The organism is Mycobacterium sp. IDUB_1, assembly GCF_055419625.1.
Window position 1 is genome coordinate 132,067 of sequence record NZ_JBVAYA010000004.1, and the last position, 22,830, is coordinate 154,896.

General features: G+C 66.0%; 30 protein-coding genes, 4 tRNA genes and 1 pseudogene. 16 read left to right on the forward strand and 19 right to left on the reverse strand.

The window, feature by feature from the left end:
• A partial coding sequence (locus tag ACZYYX_RS21440; protein WP_463816648.1) for a BatC protein occupies window positions 1-200 on the reverse strand: 200 nt, incomplete at its 3' end.
• A gap of 232 nt (window positions 201-432) precedes the next feature.
• On the opposite strand from ACZYYX_RS21440, the gene ACZYYX_RS21445 reads away from it, so the two are divergent.
• Window positions 433-1,704, forward strand: coding sequence for a L,D-transpeptidase (locus tag ACZYYX_RS21445; RefSeq protein ID WP_463816649.1), 1,272 nt, complete (start codon window positions 433-435; stop codon window positions 1,702-1,704).
• A gap of 82 nt (window positions 1,705-1,786) precedes the next feature.
• On the forward strand, window positions 1,787-2,260 hold the full coding sequence (locus ACZYYX_RS21450) for a DinB family protein (protein WP_463816650.1): 474 nt from the start codon (window positions 1,787-1,789) through the stop codon (window positions 2,258-2,260).
• 20 nt (window positions 2,261-2,280) lie between these two features.
• Here ACZYYX_RS21450 and ACZYYX_RS21455 read toward each other — a convergent pair whose 3' ends face one another.
• Window positions 2,281-2,976, reverse strand: a complete 696-nt coding sequence (locus ACZYYX_RS21455; RefSeq protein ID WP_463816651.1) for a FadR/GntR family transcriptional regulator — start codon at window positions 2,974-2,976, stop codon at window positions 2,281-2,283.
• A gap of 152 nt (window positions 2,977-3,128) precedes the next feature.
• Here ACZYYX_RS21455 and ACZYYX_RS21460 point away from each other — a divergent pair, with 152 nt between their 5' ends.
• The 5 genes and pseudogenes from ACZYYX_RS21460 (at window position 3,129) to ACZYYX_RS21480 (ending at window position 8,619) form a co-directional block, all read left to right on the forward strand.
• Window positions 3,129-4,505 carry an SLC13 family permease gene (locus ACZYYX_RS21460; RefSeq protein WP_463816652.1) on the forward strand — a complete coding sequence of 459 codons (1,377 nt, stop codon included), beginning with the start codon at window positions 3,129-3,131 and terminating at the stop codon, window positions 4,503-4,505.
• A 183-nt stretch (window positions 4,506-4,688) separates the two neighbouring features.
• Entirely contained in the window at window positions 4,689-5,900 is a 1,212-nt protein-coding gene (locus ACZYYX_RS21465; protein ID WP_463816653.1) for a CaiB/BaiF CoA transferase family protein, read from the forward strand.
• On the forward strand, window positions 5,897-7,408 hold the full coding sequence (locus tag ACZYYX_RS21470; protein ID WP_463816654.1) for a carboxyl transferase domain-containing protein: 1,512 nt from the start codon (window positions 5,897-5,899) through the stop codon (window positions 7,406-7,408). Before ACZYYX_RS21465 ends, ACZYYX_RS21470 begins: the two co-directional genes overlap by 4 nt.
• A 12-nt stretch (window positions 7,409-7,420) precedes the next feature.
• Window positions 7,421-8,248 (forward strand): annotated as a pseudogene (locus ACZYYX_RS21475) (citrate/2-methylcitrate synthase); the annotation flags it as partial.
• Entirely contained in the window at window positions 8,236-8,619 is a 384-nt protein-coding gene (locus tag ACZYYX_RS21480; RefSeq protein ID WP_463816655.1) for a hypothetical protein, read from the forward strand. The pseudogene ACZYYX_RS21475 and the gene ACZYYX_RS21480, both read left to right, overlap by 13 nt.
• Before the next feature lie 308 nt (window positions 8,620-8,927).
• Here the strand turns inward: ACZYYX_RS21480 and ACZYYX_RS21485 are convergent.
• Window positions 8,928-9,002 (reverse strand) — tRNA-Val (locus tag ACZYYX_RS21485).
• A 558-nt stretch (window positions 9,003-9,560) separates the two neighbouring features.
• Here ACZYYX_RS21485 and ACZYYX_RS21490 point away from each other — a divergent pair.
• The 7 genes from ACZYYX_RS21490 (at window position 9,561) to ACZYYX_RS21520 (ending at window position 11,668) form a co-directional block, all read left to right on the forward strand.
• Window positions 9,561-9,633: transfer RNA gene (locus ACZYYX_RS21490), tRNA-Gly, on the forward strand.
• 28 nt (window positions 9,634-9,661) lie between these two features.
• A tRNA-Cys gene (locus ACZYYX_RS21495) sits at window positions 9,662-9,735 on the forward strand.
• A gap of 11 nt (window positions 9,736-9,746) precedes the next feature.
• Window positions 9,747-9,821, forward strand: a tRNA-Val gene (locus tag ACZYYX_RS21500).
• 104 nt (window positions 9,822-9,925) lie between these two features.
• Window positions 9,926-10,123: a zinc finger domain-containing protein gene (locus ACZYYX_RS21505; protein ID WP_463816656.1), complete on the forward strand. Its 198-nt coding sequence runs from the start codon at window positions 9,926-9,928 to the stop codon at window positions 10,121-10,123.
• Window positions 10,120-10,596: a hypothetical protein gene (locus ACZYYX_RS21510; protein ID WP_463816657.1), complete on the forward strand. Its 477-nt coding sequence runs from the start codon at window positions 10,120-10,122 to the stop codon at window positions 10,594-10,596. The genes ACZYYX_RS21505 and ACZYYX_RS21510 overlap by 4 nt, the downstream gene beginning before the upstream one ends.
• A 572-nt stretch (window positions 10,597-11,168) precedes the next feature.
• Window positions 11,169-11,378 (forward strand): hypothetical protein, encoded by a 210-nt coding sequence (locus ACZYYX_RS21515; RefSeq protein WP_463816658.1) that lies wholly within the window; start codon window positions 11,169-11,171, stop codon window positions 11,376-11,378.
• Window positions 11,379-11,389: 11 nt separating this feature from the next.
• Window positions 11,390-11,668, forward strand: a complete 279-nt coding sequence (locus ACZYYX_RS21520; RefSeq protein WP_463816659.1) for a hypothetical protein — start codon at window positions 11,390-11,392, stop codon at window positions 11,666-11,668.
• Between the two features lie 37 nt (window positions 11,669-11,705).
• Here the strand turns inward: ACZYYX_RS21520 and ACZYYX_RS21525 are convergent, their stop codons facing one another.
• Both ACZYYX_RS21525 and ACZYYX_RS21530 read right to left on the reverse strand, forming a co-directional pair.
• Window positions 11,706-11,978 carry a hypothetical protein gene (locus ACZYYX_RS21525; RefSeq protein ID WP_463816660.1) on the reverse strand — a complete coding sequence of 91 codons (273 nt, stop codon included), beginning with the start codon at window positions 11,976-11,978 and terminating at the stop codon, window positions 11,706-11,708.
• A gap of 122 nt (window positions 11,979-12,100) precedes the next feature.
• Window positions 12,101-12,301, reverse strand: coding sequence for a hypothetical protein (locus ACZYYX_RS21530; protein WP_463816661.1), 201 nt, complete (start codon window positions 12,299-12,301; stop codon window positions 12,101-12,103).
• A gap of 426 nt (window positions 12,302-12,727) precedes the next feature.
• Between ACZYYX_RS21530 and ACZYYX_RS21535 the strand changes: the two genes are divergently transcribed.
• Both ACZYYX_RS21535 and ACZYYX_RS21540 read left to right on the forward strand, forming a co-directional pair.
• The gene (locus tag ACZYYX_RS21535) at window positions 12,728-12,994 is read left to right on the forward strand and encodes a CDGP domain-containing protein (RefSeq protein WP_463816662.1); all 267 of its coding nucleotides are present in this window, start codon (window positions 12,728-12,730) and stop codon (window positions 12,992-12,994) included.
• Window positions 12,991-13,434: a hypothetical protein gene (locus ACZYYX_RS21540; RefSeq protein ID WP_463816663.1), complete on the forward strand. Its 444-nt coding sequence runs from the start codon at window positions 12,991-12,993 to the stop codon at window positions 13,432-13,434. Before ACZYYX_RS21535 ends, ACZYYX_RS21540 begins: the two co-directional genes overlap by 4 nt.
• Window positions 13,435-13,526: 92 nt before the next feature.
• On the opposite strand, the gene ACZYYX_RS21545 is transcribed toward ACZYYX_RS21540, so the two are convergent.
• The 14 genes from ACZYYX_RS21545 to ACZYYX_RS21610 all read right to left on the reverse strand — a co-directional run bounded on the left by ACZYYX_RS21545 (window position 13,527) and on the right by ACZYYX_RS21610 (window position 22,452).
• Window positions 13,527-14,144, reverse strand: a complete 618-nt coding sequence (locus ACZYYX_RS21545; protein ID WP_463816664.1) for a DUF732 domain-containing protein — start codon at window positions 14,142-14,144, stop codon at window positions 13,527-13,529.
• A gap of 225 nt (window positions 14,145-14,369) precedes the next feature.
• Window positions 14,370-14,843, reverse strand: coding sequence for a hypothetical protein (locus ACZYYX_RS21550; RefSeq protein ID WP_463816665.1), 474 nt, complete (start codon window positions 14,841-14,843; stop codon window positions 14,370-14,372).
• Between the two features lie 8 nt (window positions 14,844-14,851).
• Window positions 14,852-15,733: a major capsid protein gene (locus ACZYYX_RS21555; protein WP_463816666.1), complete on the reverse strand. Its 882-nt coding sequence runs from the start codon at window positions 15,731-15,733 to the stop codon at window positions 14,852-14,854.
• A 13-nt stretch (window positions 15,734-15,746) separates the two neighbouring features.
• On the reverse strand, window positions 15,747-16,124 hold the full coding sequence (locus ACZYYX_RS21560) for a DUF2190 family protein (protein ID WP_463816667.1): 378 nt from the start codon (window positions 16,122-16,124) through the stop codon (window positions 15,747-15,749).
• A 2-nt stretch (window positions 16,125-16,126) separates the two neighbouring features.
• Window positions 16,127-16,735 carry a head maturation protease, ClpP-related gene (locus ACZYYX_RS21565; RefSeq protein ID WP_463816668.1) on the reverse strand — a complete coding sequence of 203 codons (609 nt, stop codon included), beginning with the start codon at window positions 16,733-16,735 and terminating at the stop codon, window positions 16,127-16,129.
• A 2-nt stretch (window positions 16,736-16,737) separates the two neighbouring features.
• A complete protein-coding gene (locus ACZYYX_RS21570; protein WP_463816669.1) occupies window positions 16,738-17,133 on the reverse strand; it encodes a helix-turn-helix domain-containing protein in 396 nt (131 codons plus the stop codon).
• Window positions 17,130-17,372, reverse strand: coding sequence for a hypothetical protein (locus ACZYYX_RS21575; protein ID WP_463816670.1), 243 nt, complete (start codon window positions 17,370-17,372; stop codon window positions 17,130-17,132). The genes ACZYYX_RS21570 and ACZYYX_RS21575 overlap by 4 nt, the downstream gene beginning before the upstream one ends.
• Window positions 17,373-17,857: 485 nt before the next feature.
• A complete protein-coding gene (locus ACZYYX_RS21580) occupies window positions 17,858-18,262 on the reverse strand; it encodes a hypothetical protein (RefSeq protein WP_463816672.1) in 405 nt (134 codons plus the stop codon).
• A gap of 112 nt (window positions 18,263-18,374) precedes the next feature.
• Window positions 18,375-19,403, reverse strand: coding sequence for an AAA family ATPase (locus tag ACZYYX_RS21585; RefSeq protein ID WP_463816673.1), 1,029 nt, complete (start codon window positions 19,401-19,403; stop codon window positions 18,375-18,377).
• Window positions 19,400-19,954 (reverse strand): hypothetical protein, encoded by a 555-nt coding sequence (locus ACZYYX_RS21590; RefSeq protein WP_463816674.1) that lies wholly within the window; start codon window positions 19,952-19,954, stop codon window positions 19,400-19,402. The genes ACZYYX_RS21585 and ACZYYX_RS21590 overlap by 4 nt, the downstream gene beginning before the upstream one ends.
• Complete coding sequence (locus ACZYYX_RS21595) at window positions 19,951-20,130, reverse strand: excisionase family DNA-binding protein (RefSeq protein ID WP_463816675.1); 180 nt, start codon at window positions 20,128-20,130, stop codon at window positions 19,951-19,953. The genes ACZYYX_RS21590 and ACZYYX_RS21595 overlap by 4 nt, the downstream gene beginning before the upstream one ends.
• A gap of 114 nt (window positions 20,131-20,244) precedes the next feature.
• Window positions 20,245-20,649 carry a hypothetical protein gene (locus tag ACZYYX_RS21600; protein ID WP_463816676.1) on the reverse strand — a complete coding sequence of 135 codons (405 nt, stop codon included), beginning with the start codon at window positions 20,647-20,649 and terminating at the stop codon, window positions 20,245-20,247.
• A 107-nt stretch (window positions 20,650-20,756) separates the two neighbouring features.
• Window positions 20,757-21,881 (reverse strand): tyrosine-type recombinase/integrase, encoded by a 1,125-nt coding sequence (locus ACZYYX_RS21605; RefSeq protein WP_463816677.1) that lies wholly within the window; start codon window positions 21,879-21,881, stop codon window positions 20,757-20,759.
• 208 nt (window positions 21,882-22,089) lie between these two features.
• Window positions 22,090-22,452 carry a hypothetical protein gene (locus ACZYYX_RS21610; protein ID WP_463816678.1) on the reverse strand — a complete coding sequence of 121 codons (363 nt, stop codon included), beginning with the start codon at window positions 22,450-22,452 and terminating at the stop codon, window positions 22,090-22,092.
• Window positions 22,453-22,830 lie beyond the last annotated feature (378 nt).

Here is a 22,830-nt window from a genome sequence, read left to right on the forward strand (position 1 = left end):
CCGCCGTCAGCCGGACCTTCGCCGCCCGCGGTGCCGTCAGCGCCGCCGTCGTGACCGCCGGGATTCGAGCCGCCGTCAGCCGGACCTTCGCCGCCCGCGGTGCCGTCAGCGCCGCCGTCGTGACCGCCGGGATTCGAGCCGCCGTCAGCGGGCCCTTCGCCGCCGGATTCTGTGGTGATGTCGTCGTCATCGAGTGCCATTGTCGTCACCTTTCCGCGCCGCTGCGATGAGCCGCAGCCTACCGCGCGAGGCAGAGGTGCCCGCCCTGATCAGGAACCAAACACAGCGGTCGGGCACCGGAGATCACAGAGCGCGGCACACGGGGTAACGATCGGGGCGCGCTGCGCGCAAAGCGTCGGTGGCGCAGTAGGATCGGGCCATCGATCCGACGTGGGATCGCCCGGCCATTCGCCGATAAACACTGGAGAACGCTTGAGGTCTGATCGTCGTGCCCGCATTGCCTGTCTGGCAACTCTGCTCGCGGTGGTCGCCGCGTTCGGCATCGTCTCGTCGAGCTCGCAGCGCTGCAATGACGGATGTCAGGCTCTGGCCGCCGGCAGTTCCTCCGCGTTCGCCCCGCCCGCTCCCCCGTCGCCGACCGAACCGGCACGTCTGATCGTGACGCCCGGCGCCGGAGCCGAGGACGTCAAGCCCGATGCCCGGGTGCTCGTTGCTGCCGTCAGCGGGACGCTGGACAGCGTCACGATGGTCAACGACGCGGACAAAGAGATCCCGGGGGTACTGACCCCCGATGCGAAGGCGTGGAAGCCGACGGTGCAGCTCGGCTACGGCCGCACCTACACGATGACGATCAGCGGGCACGGCCCCGGCGGCATGCCGACCCGGCAGACGTCGAGCTTCAGCACGGTCGACCCCAGCGAGCAGACGTCGGTGTACCTGAACACGCCTGGCTACGCGCCGATCCAGGACGGTGGCACCTACGGGGTGGGGATGGTGATCGTGGCGCACTTCGACGAGAGCGTCGACAAGGCGGCCGCCGAACGGCAGCTGCGGGTGCGCACCGATCCGCCCGTACAGGGCAGCTGGTACTGGGTCGACGACCAGACCGCGCACTGGCGTCCGCAGCGCTACTACGCGCCGGGCACCAAGGTCAGCGTCGAGGCCGACATCTACGGCGACGAGCTGGGCGACGACCTGTACGGCGCGGAGGACCAGAAGGTGAGCTTCGTGATCGGCGACGCGCACGTCTCGATCGCCGACGACACCACCAAGCAGGTGAGTGTGTTCGACAACGGCAAACTGGTGCGCACGATGCCGACGTCGATGGGGATGGGCGGCACGGAGACCATCGGCGGGAACACGCTGTCGTTCTGGACGCCGCCCGGGGTCTACACGGTGATCGACAAGGCCAACCCGGTGATCATGGACTCCTCGACGTTCGGGCTGCCGGTCAACAGCCGGCTGGGCTATCGCGAGACCATCCCATGGGCGACGAAGATCAGCTCCGACGGGATCTACCTCCATCAGCTCAATTCGACGGTGTGGGCGCAGGGCAACACCGACACCAGCCACGGCTGCCTGAACCTCAACAGCGACAACGCGCAGTGGTTCTACTCGTTCTCCCAACCGGGCGATGTGGTCGAGGTGCGCAACACCGGCGGGCCGCCGCTGCGCCTCGATCAGAACGGCGACTGGACGCTGCCGTGGGCCGAATGGGTGAAGGGCAGCGCGCTCAAGCAGTAGCGGCCGGCTGCGCGAGCCTTGTGGGCCTTGCCAGAACAGCACGGTGTCACACGTGCTGGAACACCTGCGCCAGACTGGTTCCGTGCCGGCCCGACGACGCGATACCCCGCCACCGCGAACGGGCGGCGGTGAAATCGAGACGCTGCGCGGGTTCCTCGACTACCTGCGGTCCTCGATGGCGGCCAAGGTCGACGGAGCTCCGGAGCCGCAGGTGCGCACGGCGCTGGTGCCGTCGGGCACGAATCTGCTCGGTCTGCTCAACCACGTCACCTGGGTCGAACGCTGGATCTTCCTCGGCGACAACGTGACCGACTGGCCGTCGACGTTTCGCGCCGCTCCCGAGGACTCCGTGGCCGACGTCGTCGACCGTTACCGAAAGACTGTGCAGGAGGCCAACGCTGCGCTCGACAAGTGCACCGACCTCGCCGACCCGGTGCCGGGACGGGACTCGCCGACCGTGCGGTGGGCGCTCACCCACATGATCGAGGAGACCGGGCGCCACGCCGGTCACGCCGACATCCTGCGCGAGCTGATCGACGGTGCCACCGGGCGCTGACTGCGACCCTCGGCTCTCGGCTACTCGGCGGCGCGCAACAAGGCGACGTCGGACACCATCCTGATGTGATCGGCCATCGCGCGCGCTGCTTCGATGGAGTCCTGGCGCCGCACCGCTTCGGCGATCCGCTTGTGACCCTCGAGGGACGCGCGCGGACGGTCCTGCTGAGACAGCGATTCGATGCGCGTCTCACGCACCAGGCCCGAGATCTCATGCATCAGCTTGGCCAGGAGCGACGAGTGGGCGGCAGCGGTGATCGCCTCGTGGAACATCTCGTCGCCGACGACACCGCGCTCGCCTGAGCGGACCTCCTCGTCCATTCGCGCGATCGCGGCGTCGATAGCCGCCATTTCTTCGGCGGTACGGCGGAGGGCGGCGAGTCCGGCCAACTTCACTTCCAGCGCTTCGCGGGCCTCGATGATGTCGGGGATCCGGTCAGCGTGCTCACGCAGGGCTTTGATCGCCCGCTCCTCGGTGGGCCGACGGATCAGGATCGCCCCGTCACCGTGGCGGACCGACAGGACACCCTGGACCTCCAGGGCGACGAGCGCCTGGCTGAGCGAGGCGCGACTGACTCCGAGCTTGGCAGCGAGCTCGCGCTCCGCGGGCAACCGGTCACCGGGTTCCATGTCGTTGTCGGCCATGTACACACACAGTTGCTCGACGATCACCTCGTACAGTCGCGGCCGCGTGACAGGCCTCAGTTGCTCTACCACTGACTCACCTACTCTCTGGGCCACAGAATACTCCAAGGTGAAAGGGGGTTGGCGTAGGTCAGATCACACCAGGGCTTGACAGTGATCTACCCCACTGGTGTACTGGCTAAGCCAGTGAGCCACTGGTGACCCGTTCACATTCGGAGAGTGCCATGCCACTAGAGCTGATCCCGATCCTCGCCCTCGTCGCGATGTTCGTGGCTGCGACCCTTCTGCCGATCAACATGGGGACCCTCGGCTTCGTGGCCGCGTTCCTGGTCGGCACCATCGCCGTCGGGATGAACACCGACGACATCATTGCCGGTTTCCCCAGCGACCTGTTCCTGACATTGGTCGGCGTGACCTATTTGTTCGCGATCGCGCAGAACAACGGAACGGTCGACCTGATGGTTCGCGGAGCGCTTCAGCTCGTGCGAGGCCGGGTGGCCCTAATACCCTGGGTGATGTTTGGCATCACCGGGGTGCTGACCGCGCTCGGAGCCCTCGGGCCTGCCGCCGTCGCGATCATCGCGCCGATTGCCTTGACGTTCGCCCGGCAGTACAAGATCAACGCCCTGCTGATGGGCATGATGGTGATCCACGGCGCACAGGCAGGTGGCTTCTCCCCCATCAGCATCTACGGCGTGACGGTCAACAACATCGCCGCCAAGGCCGGCCTGGTCAACAGTCCGCTCACGCTGTTTCTCGGAAGCTTGTTCTTCAATGCCGGAATCGGCGTCCTCCTGTTCGTCTTCCTGGGCGGCAGAAAACTGATCGGGCGAACGATCCACGATGCTCACGACGATGACATCGCCCTGGGCAGCGGGACATCGGCGAAGACACCACAGGATCCGTCGAACACCCCGGTCTTCTCCGGGCATGGCACCAGCGCATCGACCAGCACCTTGGTTGCCCCGCCGAACTCCCCGACGAGCACGCTTCCGCGACATTCGGTGTCGTTCAACCAGGTGCTGACGCTGATCGGCCTCGGCGCGCTGGGCGTGTTCTCGCTCGTCCTCGACATCGACCTCGGGTTCGTGTCGATGACCGTCGCCGCGGTGCTCGCACTCGCATCCCCGAAAGCCCAGAAAGGCGCTGTCTCCCAGATCAGTTGGTCCACGGTCCTTCTGATCGGCGGAGTCCTCACCTTCGTCGGCGTGCTGCAGGAAGCGGGCAGCGTCGAATGGGTCGGCAACGGGGTCGCCAGCATCGGAATGCCCCTGCTGGTCGCGCTGCTGCTCTGCTATCTGGGCGCCATCGTGTCCGCCTTCGCATCCTCGGTCGCCATCCTCGGTGCGACGATCCCGCTTGCGGTGCCGCTACTTCTCGCCGGCGAGATCGGGCCCGTCGGAGTCATCGTCGCACTGGCCATCGCCTCGACAATCGTTGACGTCAGCCCGTTTTCGACGAACGGAGCGCTGGTCCTCGCGAACGCCCAGGGCGTCGACAGGGACAAGTTCTACAAACAGATCCTCAAATACAGCGCGATCGTCGTCGCCATCGGCCCACTCATCGCCTGGGCGGTGCTGGTCGTGCCCGGCTGGCTCTGACGTAGCGACATGTAGCGCCTGCGGTCTACGGACCGTGGGCGCTGCTTGTCGTCCGGGGACCGGCTCAGTGCCGTAAGTCACACGGCGCGAACCGAATTCAGCTGTTGACACTTCGCAGTGCCGACTGCTTTGCTCAATTGGCTAGTCCACTAGGACACCATTCCACTAGGCCTGAGGTGAACGATGACGAGAACGCCCTCCACGCAGCACACCGATGACGCAGCCGGACCCTTGCACGGCCTGGTCGTCGTCGACCTCACACGCGCCCTCGCCGGACCGCACGCGGCGATGATGCTCGGCGACCTCGGTGCGGACGTCATCAAGGTCGAACACCCGCAGGGCGGAGACGACACACGCGGCTGGGGGCCACCATTCGTCGAGCCTGACGATGCCGCAAGGGAATCCACCTACTTCCTGTGCGCGAACCGAAACAAGAAGTCCGTGACTCTGGACCTCAAGAACGACGCGGACAAGCTCGTCCTGGCAGACCTGCTGGCCCGAGCGGACGTCCTGATGGAGAACTTCCGCCCGGGAGTCCTGGACCGCCTCGGCTTCTCCCACGAGCGGCTCGAGGAGCTCAACCCTCGCCTCGTGATGCTGTCGATCAGCGGGTTCGGCCATGACGGACCCGAAGCGGGGCGCGCCGGCTACGACCAGATCGCCCAAGGCGAAGCCGGATTGATGTCCGTGACCGGTTCCGGCCCCCACGACAATCAGCGCGTAGGCGTTCCGATCGCGGATCTGCTGGCAGGGATGTACGGCGCCTTCGGCGTCCTCGCGGCACTGCAGGAACGCGAACGCACCGGCCGCGGCCAGGTCGTTCGGTCGTCACTGCTGGCGGCAGTCGTGGGAGTCCATGCTTTCCAGGGCACCAAGTGGACAGTCGAGGGACAGGTGGGAGAGGCGACCGGTAACCACCACCCGTCCATCTGCCCCTACGGCCTGTTCGACACCGCCGACGGGGCGGTTCAGATCGCCGTCGGCAGCGAGGGTCTGTGGCACCGCTTCTGCGCAGGATTCGGCCTCGACCCCACCACCCCAGGGATGGAGTCCAACCCGGACCGCGTCGCGAACCAGAAGAACGTCAATGAGCTTGTGCAGAGTGTGTTTTCACTCCACGCGACCGATGAGCTCCTGGATAAGCTCGACCAGATCGGTGTTCCCGCCGGCCGTATCCGCTCGATCCGCGAAGTCTACGAGTGGGAGCAGACCCGCTCGCAGGGGCTCGTCATCGACGTCGAGCACGCGACACTCGGCCACATCGCGTTGCCGGGCCCCCCGCTGCGGTTCTTCGAACCCGACGGCACGGAACGCACGCGCCGCGTGCACACTGCGCCGCCTGTACTCGGGGCCGACAACCACCTCGTCGATGCGCTGCGGAGGTCGGCATCGTGACCAGGGCGAGCGCGAACCGGCTGATCGAAACCCTCGCCGACACCGGCTCCTGGCTGTCGTGGGACGTCCCGGTGGTGGACCCACCGACCAATCCGGGCTACGCCGCGGAGCTGGCGCGGGCCAGAGCCAAAACCGGGCTGGACGAGGCCGTGCTCACCGGCGAAGCCACCATCCGCGGTCGACGCGTCGCAATGTTGCTGTGCGACTTCGGCTTTCTCGGTGGATCCATAGGCGTCGCCGCGGGCGAGAGACTCACTGCCGCGATCCGCCGCGCCACAGCCGAGCAACTGCCACTCATCGCGCTACCGACGTCGGGTGGCACCCGAATGCAGGAAGGCGCGAGGGCGTTCCTGCAGATGGTCAAGATCACCGCCGCTGTGGTGGACCACAAAGCCGCACATCTCCCCTACCTGGTCTACCTCCGGGATCCGACGACGGGCGGTGTGTTCGCATCCTGGGGCTCGCTCGGTCACGTCACGTTCGCCGAACCCGGTGCACTGGTCGGCTTTCTGGGTCCGCGCGTCTACGAGGCTCTGTACGGCAACCGCTTCCCCGTCGGCGTACAGACATCGGAGAATCTCTTCGCCTGCGGAATCATCGATGCCGTCGTCGCCATCGACGAACTCGGCGACATGGTCGATCGGGCGCTCGACATCATCGCCATCCCGAGCCGTGCCGCCACGCCACCCGCTGCGCCGTGGGCGGCGGCCGTCGACGTACCCGCATGGCAGTCCGTCATTGCGACGCGACGAGCCGACCGGCCGGGGGTTCGCGACCTGTTGCGCACCTCGGCATCGGATGTTCTGCCGCTCAACGGCACCGGACAGGGCGAGAATGATGCCGGATTGATGTTGGCGCTGACCAAGTTCGGCGAGTGGCCGTGTGTCCTGCTCGGTCAGGATCGGGCCGGGCAGACCGCCGAGGAGCCACTGGGTCCGGGGGCTCTGCGTCAGGCTCGCCGAGGGATGAAGCTGGCCGCAGAACTGGGCCTTCCACTGGTGACCGTCATCGACACAGCGGGTGCCGCACTCTCCCGGGAGGCCGAAGAAGGCGGCCTCGCCGGCGAGATCGCGCGGTGCATCGCCGAGATGATCGCCGTGGAGGTGCCCACGATTTCGCTGCTCCTCGGTCAGGGCACCGGAGGTGGCGCGCTGGCACTCCTACCGGCAGATCGTGTCCTCGCCGCGCAGCACGGCTGGTTGTCTCCGCTGCCGCCGGAGGGGGCCAGCGCGATCCTGCATCACGATGTCAGCAAGGCGCCCGAGATGGCGGCGCAGCAAGGAGTGCGGTCGGCGGATCTGTTGCGCTCCGGCATTATCGACCACGTCATCCCCGAATTCCCGGACGCCGCAGCAGAACCCGAGCAGTTCTGCCTCAGGGTCGGGACTGCGCTGCGCCACGAACTGGCGACCCTGTCCGGCGTCGACGACGCACTGCGCAGGTCCGAGCGCGCGCGACGATTCGAGCGGCTCGGCGAGGCCGGACCACTCCTCGCACGCGTCAGCTGACCTCGCACAGACATCGCCGAACCTGACCGCGAGGGCGGCGCGCTACGGTATCGGGGCGTCGACATCGACGAACTCGTTTCTCTCCGAGTCGGATTCGACGATGTGCGGGCGCTGCTCGTGGACGGTGAGTTCGGCAATCCGCTGCCTGCGGCCGACGTACTCGAGCTTCCCTTCTCGAGTTCGAACGTGTGCGCAGACTTCAATCGGGGCTGGCGATGCTGTCCGGGTCGTGGCACTTACGCCCTGTCCTGGATATCGACGATGCCACGGCCCGTGGCCATCTCGCGAGAACGTCGGCATGGCGCTCTCGATCGTCGCGCAGTCCGCGCGCGGGCCGTTCCTGCCGCCGGTGCCCAGCGCCTCCGTCGCCGCCTGTCCCACAGCTGCCGGCCAGTTCATGACGAGATGGCGAGGTGAACCCGACCCCAGGCACATCGAGGCGATCAACGCCTACCGGGTGTCGGCGCCATGTCCGGGCCGCTGCACGGGGGCGCGCCCGCCCGTGTTCTTCCGATGGTCCGCGAGGTCGAGCGGACCGGCGATCCGCGGGCGCTGGTCAGATCGATCCTCGACGGCGGGGATCGACTGATGGGTTTCGGCCATCGCGTGTACCGGGCCGAGGATCCACGCGCGCGAGTGTTGCGCGCAGCAGCTCACCGACTGGGCGCCCCGCGCTACGAGGCCGCTCAAGCCCTGGAACAGGCTGCGCTGCAGGAGCTCCGCGAACGACGTCCCGATCACCCGATCGAGACGAACGTGGAATTCTGGGCGGCGGTGGTCCTCGATTTCGCAGCAGTGCCGGCCCAGATGATGCCCGCGATGTTCACGTGCGCGCGCACTACACCGGACCGACGCCGCGGGCTGTCAGCACCGTCCAGGGATGGCGATCGATCAGGCCAACTGAGTCCAGTGACAACTACCCACGACCTACCCGACCCCGGGGATTCCGGCAGAAGCAGTCTGCAGGCCTGCTCAGTCAGCAGCAGCAGCGCGCCGAGGTACGCGACGCCGACCTGGATGCGCCCGTCGAAGCAGCGTTTCCTGCCGCCACCGCCGATCTGGACGTCATTCTGGTTGCAGATGTGTCGGCGGACGCCGATGAAGCGAGCAACGAGCCGCGCTTCGACGCCGAACTCGGCGACGAGATCGCACCATTCGCCGCGGTACCGCTGTGGTCTGAATCAGGGAGAGCTCCTCTATCGAAAACCTGACCGCGTCGGCGCGAGTCATCGCTGAGGCCGAAGCTCGGGGCGATACCCGTCGGCACAATGCTGCGCTGATCGTGTCCGACACCGAGGCGATGAAGGCAGCCATTGCGTTGTCCGACCTGCTCATCAAGCATCCACTGGTGAACGCAAGTTCCGTCGGCGCGAACTGGGCATAAGGACCGGGAACGCGCGGCGGTCCATCGACTCATTGGTTGAGGTCGGGATCATCGTCACGGGCCGGTCGTCGCCACCGATCCGACCGATAGGAGTGCCCGTGAACGGCCCGGGTCACCGTCTGCTCCGACATCTGGTGGTGGTCCCGGCTGGTTTCGAACCAGCGACCTTCCGCGTGTGAGGCGGACGCTCTCCCACTGAGCTACGAGACCGAAATCCGACGATCCGGACGGGGCAGAAGACTAACACGGGCGCTGGTGGACCCGAGAATCCGCCGGATTCGACGCCCGCGGTTGCAGGCACGTCCCAGCGTTCTCCCAGTTATCTTCGCCCTGGTAACAGTCATTTCCGGAGGGCTGAATGACGTTGTTGTCGACGACGGCGGCCCCGATTGCGGCTGCGACATCCGCGGGCGAGATTGGCCCCCTCCGCCTCGGCCCGCCAATTGCCCGGACTTCACCGACTACGGCCGAGGCATCTCGACAAGGCCCACCGGCCCGGCGTCTTTCGTATGCGCAAGCGACACCACCTTCGGCGGCGGAGCTTCCCTGCCCTGGCCAGTTTCGAAGGCCGGCGGCGGGATGAGTTGCGGCGGCGAGCCCTCGGGCATGCGGTGCTCCAACTCCGGCGGTCATGGATTCACGCCCTCCCGCCAGGGATACACCCTGTTCTGACGCCTGACGCGCCTGGAACGGGAGGGGATTTGTGTACGCCCAACTGCGTGGACTATCGTCGTGCATCGCGACGGGCGACGAAGTTGACCGTGGCACGCGGATGTAGCGCAGTTGGTAGCGCATCACCTTGCCAAGGTGAGGGTCGCGGGTTCGAATCCCGTCATCCGCTCGAAGGTGCACTGGCATCAAAGCCCAGCGGTGGAGTGGCCGAGTGGTGAGGCAACGGCCTGCAAAGCCGTGCACACGGGTTCGATTCCCGTCTCCACCTCCAAGAGGTTCCCGGCGCGATTAGCTCAGCGGGAGAGCGCTTCCCTGACACGGAAGAGGTCACTGGTTCAATCCCAGTATCGCGCACCACACTGACCAGCCTTTTTAGGTCAGATCGCGACCGGCATGCCAGACACATGCCAGACCGGAGCGGGCAGTCTCGTTCGTCGACTCGACGAGGAGAGAGGCTTTCCATGGCCGCGACCGAGCGCCGAGCGCCACTCGGCAACACCACTCCCACTCCAGAACCGGGCGCGCTTGCCGCGACCTGTCCGCTGTGCGACGCCAAACCCGGCGAGCCGTGCCAGGACGCGATCGGTGGATGGGTCCGACCCGTCAACCCCCACCACCCGCGCACCGCGGCGACCGTCGACCCGGCCGGTGACCAATGAGCGCCTCGACCGGAGGCGACGCCGCGAGCTGGCGTGATCTCGCCGACGCGCTGACTTCCCACCAGATCGCTGAGCTCGAGTACTGGGAGGCTCACCCCGAGATCCCACCCCGGACTGACGGCTCCTCGCCCTCGGCCAAAGACCACACACGAGCGCTGCTGTCCTTGGCCCGCGCGTACCTGAGCGAGAACGCGGCCGGCGCACTGTTCGCCGATGTCGCGCCGCCGCCAGATGAAGGCGTGCACTATCCGTGGGAGCACGACGGTGAGGGTCGGTGGTTCCGGTACTTCGCTGGCTCCGACCGGAAGGTCGGCCGCACCACCGTGATGATCAACGGCCTGCAGTACCAAGACGGCACGATCACGCGATCGATCTGCATCGATGGCGAAACGGAAAGCCTCGATGCGGCCACCGCGCGACGGGTGGCCGCCGCGATCGTCGAGGCCGCCGACGAGCTGGAGTGTCTGCAGTGACGCCGCGGCATGGGCGACTGCCCGCGACGGTCATCACCTGGGCGTCACGGATTGACGAGTACTCGACGTGGCAGTGTGGCCGGCGAGGTACTGCAGACTGTCTGTGCACTAGCGGTCTTGGACTGGGCCACGGCGCTATTACGGTGCGTTTGCCATCAGCTCGAGTAACGTGGGAGTCGACAGAGCGCCCATCCGGTAACCGGCCGGGTTCAATGGGCCTCACAGAAAGAGAAGCGCTATGCGCGAACAGTATGACGGTCACGCGGGTGGCCACTGCACGGACTGCGACAACACCGTGTCTCAGGGCATCTGTGATGCCTTTGGGATGGGCTTGTTGAAGTAGTCGGTTGTTGCTGGCCCCCCCTCCACATCGTGGTGGGGGGCCAGTTTCTTTCTGGGGCACCCGATGTCACTGCACCAAGACTGACCGACGAGATCCGAGCCGCGGCGATGGCGGCCGCGTTCTGGCGCCCATGGTGGCGTGTTGCCGACGAGAACTGTCGGTGACCCGTGCTGGACTTGGTACGGACCGACTGCGGATGGCGCGGCGGCCGCAACAGTGAGGAACCCTCATGAGTAGTTCCGGGAAGTTCGTCCCCAACAAAGCCGGCATGGCCAAGCTGCAGCGCGACCTTGAGAAGAAGTTCTCGGCGGGCATTCAGATCCCCTTGGGTGGATCTGAGGCCGACGCCGTGGCCGACGTGAAGAAGCAGATGAAGGGCATGGGCCTGACGCCGAATGACGCCGAGGTGCGCAAGATGGTGCGGAACGCGCGCAGCTAGGGGGCAGGCCAGTGAGCCACCATGACTGCATCGAGGATTGCGGCGGCACCAAGCAAGCAGAGGTCATCACGAAGGGCCGAATCGGACGGTTGATTCTTGCGGCCCTCGACGACGACGACGACGCGACCGGGAACATCGTCGCTGAGTTTGACGGGTGCTCGACATGCCTTCACCAGACGATGTTCGGCCTCGCCTACGCCGCCGCCGCTTCATACGAGACCAGGGTGGGCAAAGAGAACGCGATCCGTGTTGTCGAGAAACTGGTGGGCGAAACGCTCGACGAGTCCTAGCGCGTCGCCGTCTGTGCCGCGGTCGACTCTGTGGCAGTCATTCTGCCGGCGGTCGTCGTCGCTGTAGAAAGCCGTTGATGACCGGCGCGCACGCGCCAAGTCCGAATAGGCCGGCGCCCGACAGTGCCAGCCAAGGCGGGCTGAGGACGAATAAACACACCGCCGCAAGGACCACGCACACGGATGTCAAAAGCATCGCGTAGCGGAGACCCCAGAGATCGACCGAACGCGCGGTATTCACCTCGATCTCGTTGATCGTGCGGTCCGACGCCATGTTAGCGAGCGCGGCATCGGCCAGCTCGCGTGCCAAGCCTGGAACTATGCGGTCGTACTCGCCGAGCTGACTCGCCGGTGGAAGTGGGCCTTCGTGATACGAGAATCCGGGTAGAGCAAGTTGACCGGGGCCGGGCGTTGGCGCTCGCGGCAGGTCTACTACTTCTGCGTCTTGTATTTGCTGGGCGGGTTCTTCGCCATCTGCCCGCGCAGCGAGTTCCCGACTGCGCGCCAGCTGCGGGCCGCTCTCGTGCTGGAGTTGGTCCGAGCCCGCGCCACTGCCCTCTGGGTGCGGCTCGACCCGTTGATCGCTATCGCGTCGAGTCCCCGGCTCACCGCTTCGTTCGGCCGCGTCGTCATGATCCATAACCTACCCGTCCGGCGCCAGCCATAGTCTCTATGACTCTGACAACATTCGACGGGGGCGTGGCTATGCCGCACCCTGGTCGTATGGGGCATAGATTAGCGCCGCCGGCTGGCATCGGCCAGACCCACGCCGTTCGGTGCTTCAAAGCGCCTCGCTGAGCGGGTGCGGGCGTCACCATGCGGTCACTGCGGCACGAGCCCAGCTGTTCGTTGCCGTGCACACGTAGATGTAGCTCGCGTCGGCCGCACACTGGCCGGGTGTTCCAGCCGCGGCCGCGCTGGCGGGCACAGCAACCTTCACGCCGACCGGGTTGCCGTCGGCCTTGCGACGCCGGCGCCCGGGGCGGCGGTGATCCAACGCGGCGCAGGCAAACGGGTTTCGCCGACGTGCGCCATGTCGACGAGGGTAGGCTCCGCGACATGAGGGGGATTCTCAGTTTGCTCGCTGGTGCCTCTGGGGTGGCATCGCTAGGCCTCGCAGTCGCAGCGCCAGCGTCGGCAGGGTGTCAGACGCAACCATTCGCCATGTACTGCGATAGTCCAGCTCGCCCAGACGGGACCTGGGACCGGTGCCAGTCCACCTTCCAGGCCGGGGTGCCGTCGACGTACCGCTGCTACCCGATCGACCCGTCGCAGCCCTGGCCGATGTTTCCGCTCGGTCAGCCGCAGTACCGGATTACGCCGTGACGCAGCCGAAGCCGGTGAACCAACTGTGGACGCCGGAGGAAATTGCGGCCGTGCCGGACGCCCCGCCGCCGATCAGGTGGGCGTCGGTTGGTCGGATCGCTGTCGGCGTGGCGGCTGGGGTCATCGCTGCCGCACTCGTCGTGGTGCCGGCCGCGACGTGGTGGGAAGGGTTCAAGCGGCCCAGTAGTGACGGCCTGGCGTCGAAGGTCGCCGATTCGATCAGCGACAGCATGAACAGCGACGCGACGTATCAGAGCTACGGCGTCACTGTTCCAAACGTCACGCTCGTGCCGACGGGAGAGAACACGTACACCGGACAGGCAACGATCAAGCCGTCGAGCGGGGAATCTCACCAGGTGTCGGTGACGGTCATGTACGACGGCGAGTACTTGATGTGGGAGACCAAGCCTGGCGCGTTCGCGTGGCTGGGAGGCAACTAACCCGCCACTTCTTATGGCCGTTCGCGCGTCGCGGTGTCCATGCGCTGAGAGATGGCCTTGGGGTGACGACGATGTGCGTGCCGCACTGGGCGTCAACCGCAGTCTGGGTAGGTCTGCGTTGCAGCGTTCATGAACTGCATGGACTCCTGCGACGTGAAGCCGAGGTCGATCAGCTTGTAGTAGATCGTCTCGGGCGCCGTGTTCATCAAGAACTCCGCGCAGACTTGGCGTGCGCGCAACGTCATCAATGCCGGATCGCTAATACGCCAACCGGCAGTCGCGAGTCTGCGCAGGAACCGATCATCGAGCGCGGATATATCTGCGGCGGCCGGAGTAGTCGGCGCGAGGGTGCCCGCGGGTGGGACGTCGTTAAGCGCGGGCGGCTGACTGGCAACCGTCGGCACGGGCCGTGAGGTCGGGGTGGTGCGTGCGGATGGAGACGCCGCGATGGACGACGGCGGCGCAGCGACGACGGGACCGGTTGACGGACGCAGAACAAGGAGGGAAATCGCGACGGCCGCCGCCACGACCAGCGTGCTGCCCGCCACGACCAGCGCGGTGATTCGGCCCGGCGTCAGTCGCCGCGGCGGTTCCCAGTCGTCGCCGTCATCGAGCGACCAGGCGGTGTGCGCCTCGGTCTCGTCAACGGTCGCACCTAGTTCGGTGGGCGCTATACCCGTGGGTGCGTCGTCGCCGCCAGCTTCCCCCATGGGCAAATGTTAGGGGCCGGCGCGGGCGCCCATGAGCGATTCCGACTTGGAAAGCAGGCGGCACCGGCAAACAGCACGCCGCATTCGCGGCATCCCGAGCGCGCCTCCTTGCCGCAAGTTTTCACCTCGGGTAAAAAAGCTTCCTGATTGGCGGTCCGACCTGCACGCGGGGGTGGCCGCCGAGAATCTCAGGGCGGCCCCGTACCCGCCCCCGGCTGGAACGGGTCAGTAGAACCATTCCTCGCGCGGCTGCTGGCCTGGGGCCGAGTTGTCGACCCCGTGACCGATCTCCGACATCGGCACTGCGGTCTCAGGTGGCACGTTGGCGAGCACTTCACCCATACCTGCATCGGCGGCGATGAGACTGACCCAGTGGTCCTTGCGGGCGGGGGTGATCTTTCCTTGCGCGACGGCCTCGCTGACCGTGTCCTCAATCCGCTGCCGCTCGACGGCGGCCTTGATCCGACGGCCCTCAGAGGCGTCGGCGCGCAGCGCGGCCGCGGATTCGCTGTCGAGCACCTCGAGGCCAGCCTTCTCGGCCGCTGCGACGATCGCTGACGGCGCGGCGGCCGACAGAGCATCGGCGCCAGCGACGTCGACGACGGTCGCGATGACGGCTGCCGGGTCCACTGTGTCGACAGGGAGGCCGAGCGGAACGAGCAGTGCCGCGGCCTGTTCGTCGTTGAATGTGATTGCCATGGTTCCTCCTACCCGGCCAGGCCGGTGAGCTTCTTGGCGGCGAAGGGTCGATCGACGCCCATCGCCGGGACGACGTAGGCCTGCACCCACCATGAGCGAGTTGCCTTGTCTTCCCAGACGTCGAGTGTCAGCGGCGCCTCAAATCCGACGGTGCCGACGTTGCCCGACTCGATCGCCCAGCCGACGCCGGGAGTGATGCGCGGGTTGACGAACAGCCCGAGGCCGGCGCTGTCAAGCATGGCCTGCAGCTTGTCGCCGTAGGCCACGCGCAGCGAGTGCGCCTCGTTGGGGTGTAGCAGCAGCAGGTCATGTTTGACGCCGAGCTCCTGCAGGTCACTCGCGAGCTGGGCCGCCGAGAAGTCGGCGGTCGGCAGTTCACCCGATGGTGTCAGCGTGGTGGGATCGCCGACGGTGACCAGACCAGACCAGTCGTGCCCAGCCACCTGGTTCGCGCCGCTGATCGCGGCCTCGACAGTGGCCATGGATCGGACGTCGAGCTTGCGCGTGATGGTGTTACTCAGCTGGACGATCTGCTGATCCAAGTAGTTGACGTCGTTGCGGTTGATTTCCTCGACGCCGATCTGGAACTTGCCGCCCCAATCTTCGACCTTGGCCAGTGTGGGCTCCGGATCGACGCCCTCGACGATCTTGTATTCGGCTCGGGCATTGCGCTTTTCGATGTCGCTGGTGAAAAAGTCGCTCGCCTGGATGACCGAATAGAGCATGCCGCCGCCCATGATCGGCGCCCCGAGGTAGCGAAAGAACTTCGGGAGCAGGATCTGCGAGTCGGCGAGCTTGGCGATCCGCGCCCGCATGATGGTCGGCTGCTTGAGCGCGATGTCGACGGTGAGGCGCCGGCCGCTCAGCTCGGGGATGAGTGCGTTAGGCATGTGTGAGTCCTGTTCAGTAGAGCGCGATTTCGGCGACGGTGTTGTTCGACGCCCCGGTCAGTGCGTAGCCGACTGCGACACCGCTGGCTTTGGTGACGGCCCGGCCGGCAGTGCCCACCTCGACCTCGGCGAAGGCGGCGATGGTGCCGCCGGCGTCGACCTTGAGGACTCCGTCGCGGGCGACGGTCACGAGGTCACCGCTGGCGGCGTCGGTGGCCGCGACACCGAACACGCGGCCAGCGGCGGTGGCATGAGCGACGGACAGGTTGCCGCCGCTCGCGCGGTTACCGCTGATGGCGACGAATCGGCGGGCGGTCACCGCGGCGGTTGCCTCGGCGGTGATGTCCGCGCCGGGCGCGTAGACCCGCGGGTTGGGGATGGTGGTCGACATACTCAGCCTTTCTGCTGGGTCAGGATTCGGTGGGTGCGGCGACGTCGAGCACCGGCCACGGCGACGACAAGATCAAGACTGCTGCGCGATGCGCTCACGGACTCTCCACCGGCCTTGCGGCGGTCGAGGTCGACGCGATCGGCCAGGCCGGCGGCTACGGCGTCATCGGCGCTGTACCAGGTTTCGGCGATCATCGTCCGGCGCCAGTGCTCGGCGGTGTTGCCGGCGCGGTCGGCGTACACCTCGGCGATGGTCTGACTCAGCATGTCCAGGGTGCGCATGGCCGCACCCATGTCAGCAGCGTTGCCGATGGTGATGCCGCTGGCGTCGTGGATCATCATCTTGGCGTAGCGGTTGATGACGATCTCGTCGCCGGCCATGGCGATGAAACTCGCTGCCGAGCCGGCGAGCCCGTCGATGTAGACCGTGGTGCGCGCAGGGTGGCGGGCGATTGCGTTGTGGATCGCGATGCCATCGAAGACTGAGCCGCCCGGACTGTTGATGCGGACGTCGAGCTGCAGTACGCCAGCCATCGTGTCGAGCTGGTCAGCGATCGCCGCAGCGGTTACTCCGCCGTAGCCGATGCTGTCGTAGATCCGAAGCTCAGCCATGCTCAGCCCCGCTTGGCGGCCCGCTTTTCTGCCAGGGCGACAACGGAAGCCGCCGGATATACCCGCCGCCCTCCGGCACGATAGGACGGTATTCGGCCCCGGTTCGCGAGGTCACGGACATTGGACTGCGTGCAGCCGAGGATCTCAGCGGCTTCTCGGCTGTCCACCAGGTCATACTGGGCAATGTCGCCTGAATCCTGTTGTGCGTCAACTTTTCTTGCGCATACCGCAGTGTTTTCTTGCGCTATCGCAAGCTTTCCGGCCATTCGGCGTAGTCGCTCGATGAAATCGCTCAGTCGGGGTGTGGGGTGGCGGCCCTGCAGCAGTGCGTCGAGCGCGTCGAGCAGATAGCGCGCGTCATCGGGCGGAAGCAGCACTCCGCTGACACGCTCGATCACGCTGCCACTCCGAGCTTGCGAGCCAGCCGCGCGATCTCGTTGACGAGCCGATACCGCGGCCGCCGGCCGAACTCGTCCCGCACCAGGCGGAACTCATCGAGACTGTCGCCCCTGCTCAAGCCCTCGACACGCATCGCGGCGAGAATCGCCCGCGCCTGGTGGACATCGCCGTCAGACAGCGCTAGGAACCACTGGGCCGTTCGCCAACGAAGCAGCACGAGATCCTGGACGCTTCTCATCGCGGCGCCCCATCAGAATCGTTTGAGCCGCCGAAAAAATAAAATCGCGACCCCCCCGGCCGGGTCATGAGTCCCCCCCGGCCTTGATATTTCGAGCGGGGGGTCATCCGGTCACCACCCGGCAGAACGCACAGAGGCCGTCGGGTCCATCAGGAAGATCACGAACGCACTCCCGGCACAGCGGCCGGATCTCTGGCTCATCACTCATGCTGATCTCCTCGGCCGCCCAACAGGTTTCGGGCGGCTCAGTTGACCCGCCACCACGCCGTGGGGACGCTTGCTGCGGGGCAGGTTGTCGAACCATCGCTCGCAGGATGCGAGCGCGGGGCAGGTGCCGCACAGCGCTAGCGCCTGGCTGTGGCGAAGGGCGGCGTCGTCGGGGTCTTCGCCGCGGCGAGCCTCGTCGAACAGACCGTGTTGACCGCGGCATGCGGCACCGGGCAGCGAGGGCGCCAGTCCGATTGCGTCAAAGAGTGCTTGCGGGTTCATGCGGTTCTCATCACCCGGACATGGATCTCTTGCGTGTCGGGCGTCGTGCTGACCTCGTACAACCCGGGACACGGCTCGCCAGGGTCATGGCGCAGATTCCCCCGCCAGGACGCAGGAGCCTCGACCTCGGGAAGCGGATGCCAGACGTGCACGGTGATGAACCCGCGCTCAATCTCACTCGACGTCACAACCTGTCGGCCATCGCTGTAGCGGTTGAGATCACCGAACTGTGTCGCAAGGAATTCGACCGAATCGAAGATCTGGTCGAGCGCTTCGAGCTCATTGTCATGATCGCCTCCGCAGCCCGCTCCCCCAATGGCATCGGTGGCCCAGTCGGTTCTGTGCTTCAGGAGGGCGGCCGCGTACTTGAGTGCGTCTGCGGCTTTGAGTGGATTGCTCATCGGTTGTGCCTCTCTTCGGTGTTCATGTCTGTCCATGTCCACCCCTTAATAGAGGGGGGTGGACTGAACAATGGACGGGTGCATGTGGACAGTGGTGGACAGTGGACAGTGCTCATTTGCTGGCCGCCCGGTAGAGCGGGTATCGAAGATCGGCGTTGTCGGGCACAAGATCTCCGCATTTGACGAGGTCGTTGAAGGCTCGGACGAACGTGGCGTGTGCCATCCCTGCAACCTTCTCCAACTGGGCCCGAGTTGCTCCGGTCGCCTCGAAATACTGGACAAAGGTGGACATCAGCTTGTCTCCGCGCTCGGATTGTCCACCCCCTCGGTGGACAGATATCACGCAGCTTTCCGTGCCCTCGATAGGGTCGATTCGGAGCTCATGCTCGTCTCGCTTCGGGCCGTCCTTACGCTTCTCGCGATTGAGCGTGATGACCCCGCCATCGGCTGTCACGGAGTACACCGTGTCTGCGCCGGCCTCGAACACCGATGAGCCGCGAAAGGTCTTGCCGTCCTTGCCCGTGTGGTGCACACCGAGCACGACGCCGCGGCCCTCGCGCGTGTGCCGGCGCAGCCGATGCAGGACGTCGACCACCATGCCGCAGTCCTGAGCGCTATTCTCATCGCCACCGACCATGCAGCGCGCGAGCGTGTCGACGATCACGAGGCCATAGCCGTTGGCGGCAACGAGATCCTGCAGCTCGATCACGTCAGCCGATCGGGTCAAGTTGACCGGCTCGGGCAGCACGTCGAGAGCCTTCTGATCGGGAATGGCGGCCCCCCATCCCGTCTCCCATGCGTCGATGCGCTGCTTCATGCCGTGCGCGCCCTCCGCGGCCACGTACAGCACTCTGGCGCGGTCGACCGGGCGCCCCTGCCACCGCCGGCCAGTGGCGACGCTGGCGGCCCAATCGAGCGCGATGAACGACTTGCCGGTCCCCCACCGTCCGTAAAGCAGAGCGATAGTGCCTCGGTCCAACACATTGCCGATCAGCGGCTCAGGGTCGGGCAGATCCCGTAATGCAGCCCTGGACAGCAGCGCGGATTGCAGGCGGCCAGGGGTATCCATCTGGCGGACATCGTCGTAGCCGTCGTCGGGTGGCGGCTCGAATACCCGATCGTCGAACAGCTGCGCGCTCACCCGCTGACACCGCGCAGTCGTTCGAGCCGCGTCGCGCAGTCGCCGATTGTTCGCGCCAGCACCGAGACGTGCGACGAAAGCTCTGCCTCGGACGACTCACGCGCAGCCGTCTGCAGCGCGATTCCAGCCGACTCAATGCGCCGACGCAACGAGCGCGCTACAACGGCGCCGGCGTAGTGCCAGGCGGCCGCAGGATCGGCTCCCGACGTCGTGGCCGCCTGCAGTTGTCCTGCCACGCCGTTGTGCGCGCGCAGTCGGCCAGACCGCTCCAGTTCATCGAGCGTGAGCTGTGGCCCGTGCGGTTTGCGGACATCATTGAGACGACGGATCGCGCTGAGAACCTCTGCCAGCGAGACACTTTCAACGTCGTCGTCGTGCACCAGTGTCAGGACGCCAGCGGCATTGGCCGGTGTCGACCACAACAGCGCGCCGACCAGCAGCGCATCAATATTCACGTGCGGTCCGACCGGCGGAATCTGGCTTATGATGGCGGTATCGGTGATGCTGTGAGAGGGCCGGTCCTGTGGCGGGGCCGGCCTTTCGCCGTTCATGCGGCACCGCCGAAGGGCTTCATGGCCGCATCGATCTCATCGATGCGGAGCCGGACCAACCGCCGGCCAGATCTGTAGCCCCGCAGGCGGCCGTCCGCGATCATCTGGCGGATGGTTCTGTCCGTGCAGCCGAGGTACTCGGCAGCCTCGAGAATGGAAACGTAGCGATGTTGCATCGGTGCTCCCGGGCATAGTTCACTGCCCGGATCCGCATCCGGCTTGAAATGACGGGCGCACTGCGGCAAGCCCCGCGCATGATGATACATGCGGAAGGCGACGGACGCTGCTACCTAATAGTTGAACTTCGCGTTATTGAGAGCGAGGGCTGCCCGCAGACTTCGGAGCGTGAGCGTTGTTCCGCGTTCCGCTTTCGCCGCCGGCAGCTCCGCAAGCAGGTAGACCCATTCCGGCTGACCGGGCTTGATTGCGTTGGCGATAGATCTCTCGATCATCATCAGGATGAACTCAAGACGACGATAATCCGCCGCAACCTTGTTACCACAACGCTTTGTGCCGCAACGTATTTCGTGATGTTCGCGGAGAGCTGGCTTGTCACTGGGGTGATCGGGAGGATGCAGCGCAACGGCGTTGGGGGGTTCAGTTTCACCGCCGGCCAAGAACCACCAATCGTCAACTTCATTGCCCCGCAGGCTTGTTATGGTCACGTTGCGAATGCCGCGAACGGGCACGGGCACCCACACACCTTGGCTCTCCATCCATTGATAGCGCGCGACGAGACGCCCCGGGGGTTCCGCGCAGCTCTCGCAGCGTAGAAAGAAGTCGGTCGATACGTGGTACTCAGTCACGGCGCTCCCCCGTTCTCCGCGATCTTCGACAACAATGCGGCGATCTGCCGATCCCGTCCCTGGGCGGCATGCTGGTAGCGCATCGCGGCCTGCGGCGTCGAATGCCCAAGGCGGGCCATGAGTTCGGCGAGGCTTGCCCCTGTGGCTGCAGCCAGCACAGCACCGGAATGGCGTAGGTCGTGCCAGCGCAGATCCTCGCGGCCAGCGACGGCGCGAGCTCGATACCAGTGCCGATACAGGGTCGATGGCTGCAGGTGCCGGCCACTCTCGTTGGCGAACAAGAGGGCGTCACGCGCCCCGCCGACGAACTCCACGAGGTGACTTTCGATCTGCGGGATGATGTGCGGCGGGATGGCGACGTCGCGGATGCCGGCGTCAGACTTCGGCGTGGTGACGTCGAATGTGCCGCCGTTGGTTCGGACGGCCGCGCGGCGGATGCGGATCACCTCGTCGCTCAAATCGATGTCGTCGCGGCGCAGCTCGACCGTCTCTCCGAAGCGCAGCGCGCACCACGACGCCAGCGTGACCATGAGTTGCAGTCGCTCGGGCATGGCCGCAGTGACCGTCGCGAGCTCGTCGACCGAAGCTGGGCGAATCCTGTGAACTCGCTTGGCGCGGCCGGCGCCGGTGATCCGACAAGGGTTGGCGTCGATCAGCTCGTCATTGACCGCGCTGCCCATGATCGTGCGCAGTAGCGAGTAGGCGTGTGAGCGCAGCGTTGGACGATCCGTCAGTGTCGACCCGTACCACTCGCGCACATCCTTCGGCGTGATCCCGCCGAGCTGTCGGGCCCCGAATGCGTCGAGGAGGTGGTCGTCGAGCAGCGCCTGATAGTGCTCCCGCGTGCGCTGCTTGATCGGGCGCCCGGCGACCTGGCGGCCGGCCAGCCACGCGGCGGCGTACGCGCCGAACGTAATCTTCTCAGGCTTGGCGACGGCTGCCGGATTCCAGAGGCCGGCGTCGATCTCCCGGCGCCGGTCGGTCAGCCAGGCCTCGGCATCGATCCTCGACGCGAACGTCTTCGGCGCCTTGACGTAGCGGCCGTCAGGATCGGTGAATCGGACTTGGTAGCGACCGGACGGCAGCTTCCGGATATTGCCGAACGAGCGCTTCTCTGCCATTTCCAGGGACCACCCAGTATCGCGGTTGGCGTGCCAAATGTATGCCAAGTGAGCTTACGGCATATTCCGCTTGCCTCCGCATGACTCACGCGATACTGTGCGGAGTGTCGCCAGTTCAGAGGCTTTCTGCGCTGGTAAGACAACGAATCGACGAACTGCCAGAACGCCTACTTCAATCCCAGTATCGCGCACCACATTTCACAATCGGTCACAGGCCGATCTTGACCACCTGGACGTCGACAGTCTGATTGGTCTCAGGCTTGAACATCGTGCCGAACATCGTCGCGCCGTCGAACGAGAGCGTCAGGCCCTCCGACGTCACCCCACTCCACGTCCCGTTCTGCAGCCGCATGTCAGCCGTCCAGTCGCCCGCGTTGAACCTGACGCAATCGGGCCCACACGGCGACGTGAACACCCCTTGTTTGGCGCCATCGGCAACGGCGCCGCGACCATTGGTGACCGTGATGGAGTACGGCCCCTCCAACGTGTCGGCCGTCGCCACACCGGCCAGCCCGACGGCCGCGCCGATCACCGTCGCCGCCACGATGGCTCCCCGTGCGTTAGCTCCCATGATTGCCCCCTCGGTTGGACGCCGACGTCGTCGCCGGCGTTTGGCGTCAGTATCACCGCAGCGCAGGGGGATTTGCTGAGATTCGCCATAAATGGCGCGCACGGCCTAGCTCCTCTGTTTTTTGCCAACGGAACAACATGATGAAGGCCGTCGGATGCGTGAACGGCGCCGTAGCCACCGCACCCCCCGCTGCACCAGACATCTGTTGCTGCTAACCGGTGGCGCGGCACTATGCCAACGATTTCTGACACCCCGCTGTGAACTTCCCAAAGCCGATCGCGGCCACCAGTGGATCGACAGGCAATCAGGGTGGTTTCTCGAATGTTGGCTGCACATCATCGACGCCAGCACCTGCCGGGACCTCCGCTCGCCCGGCCG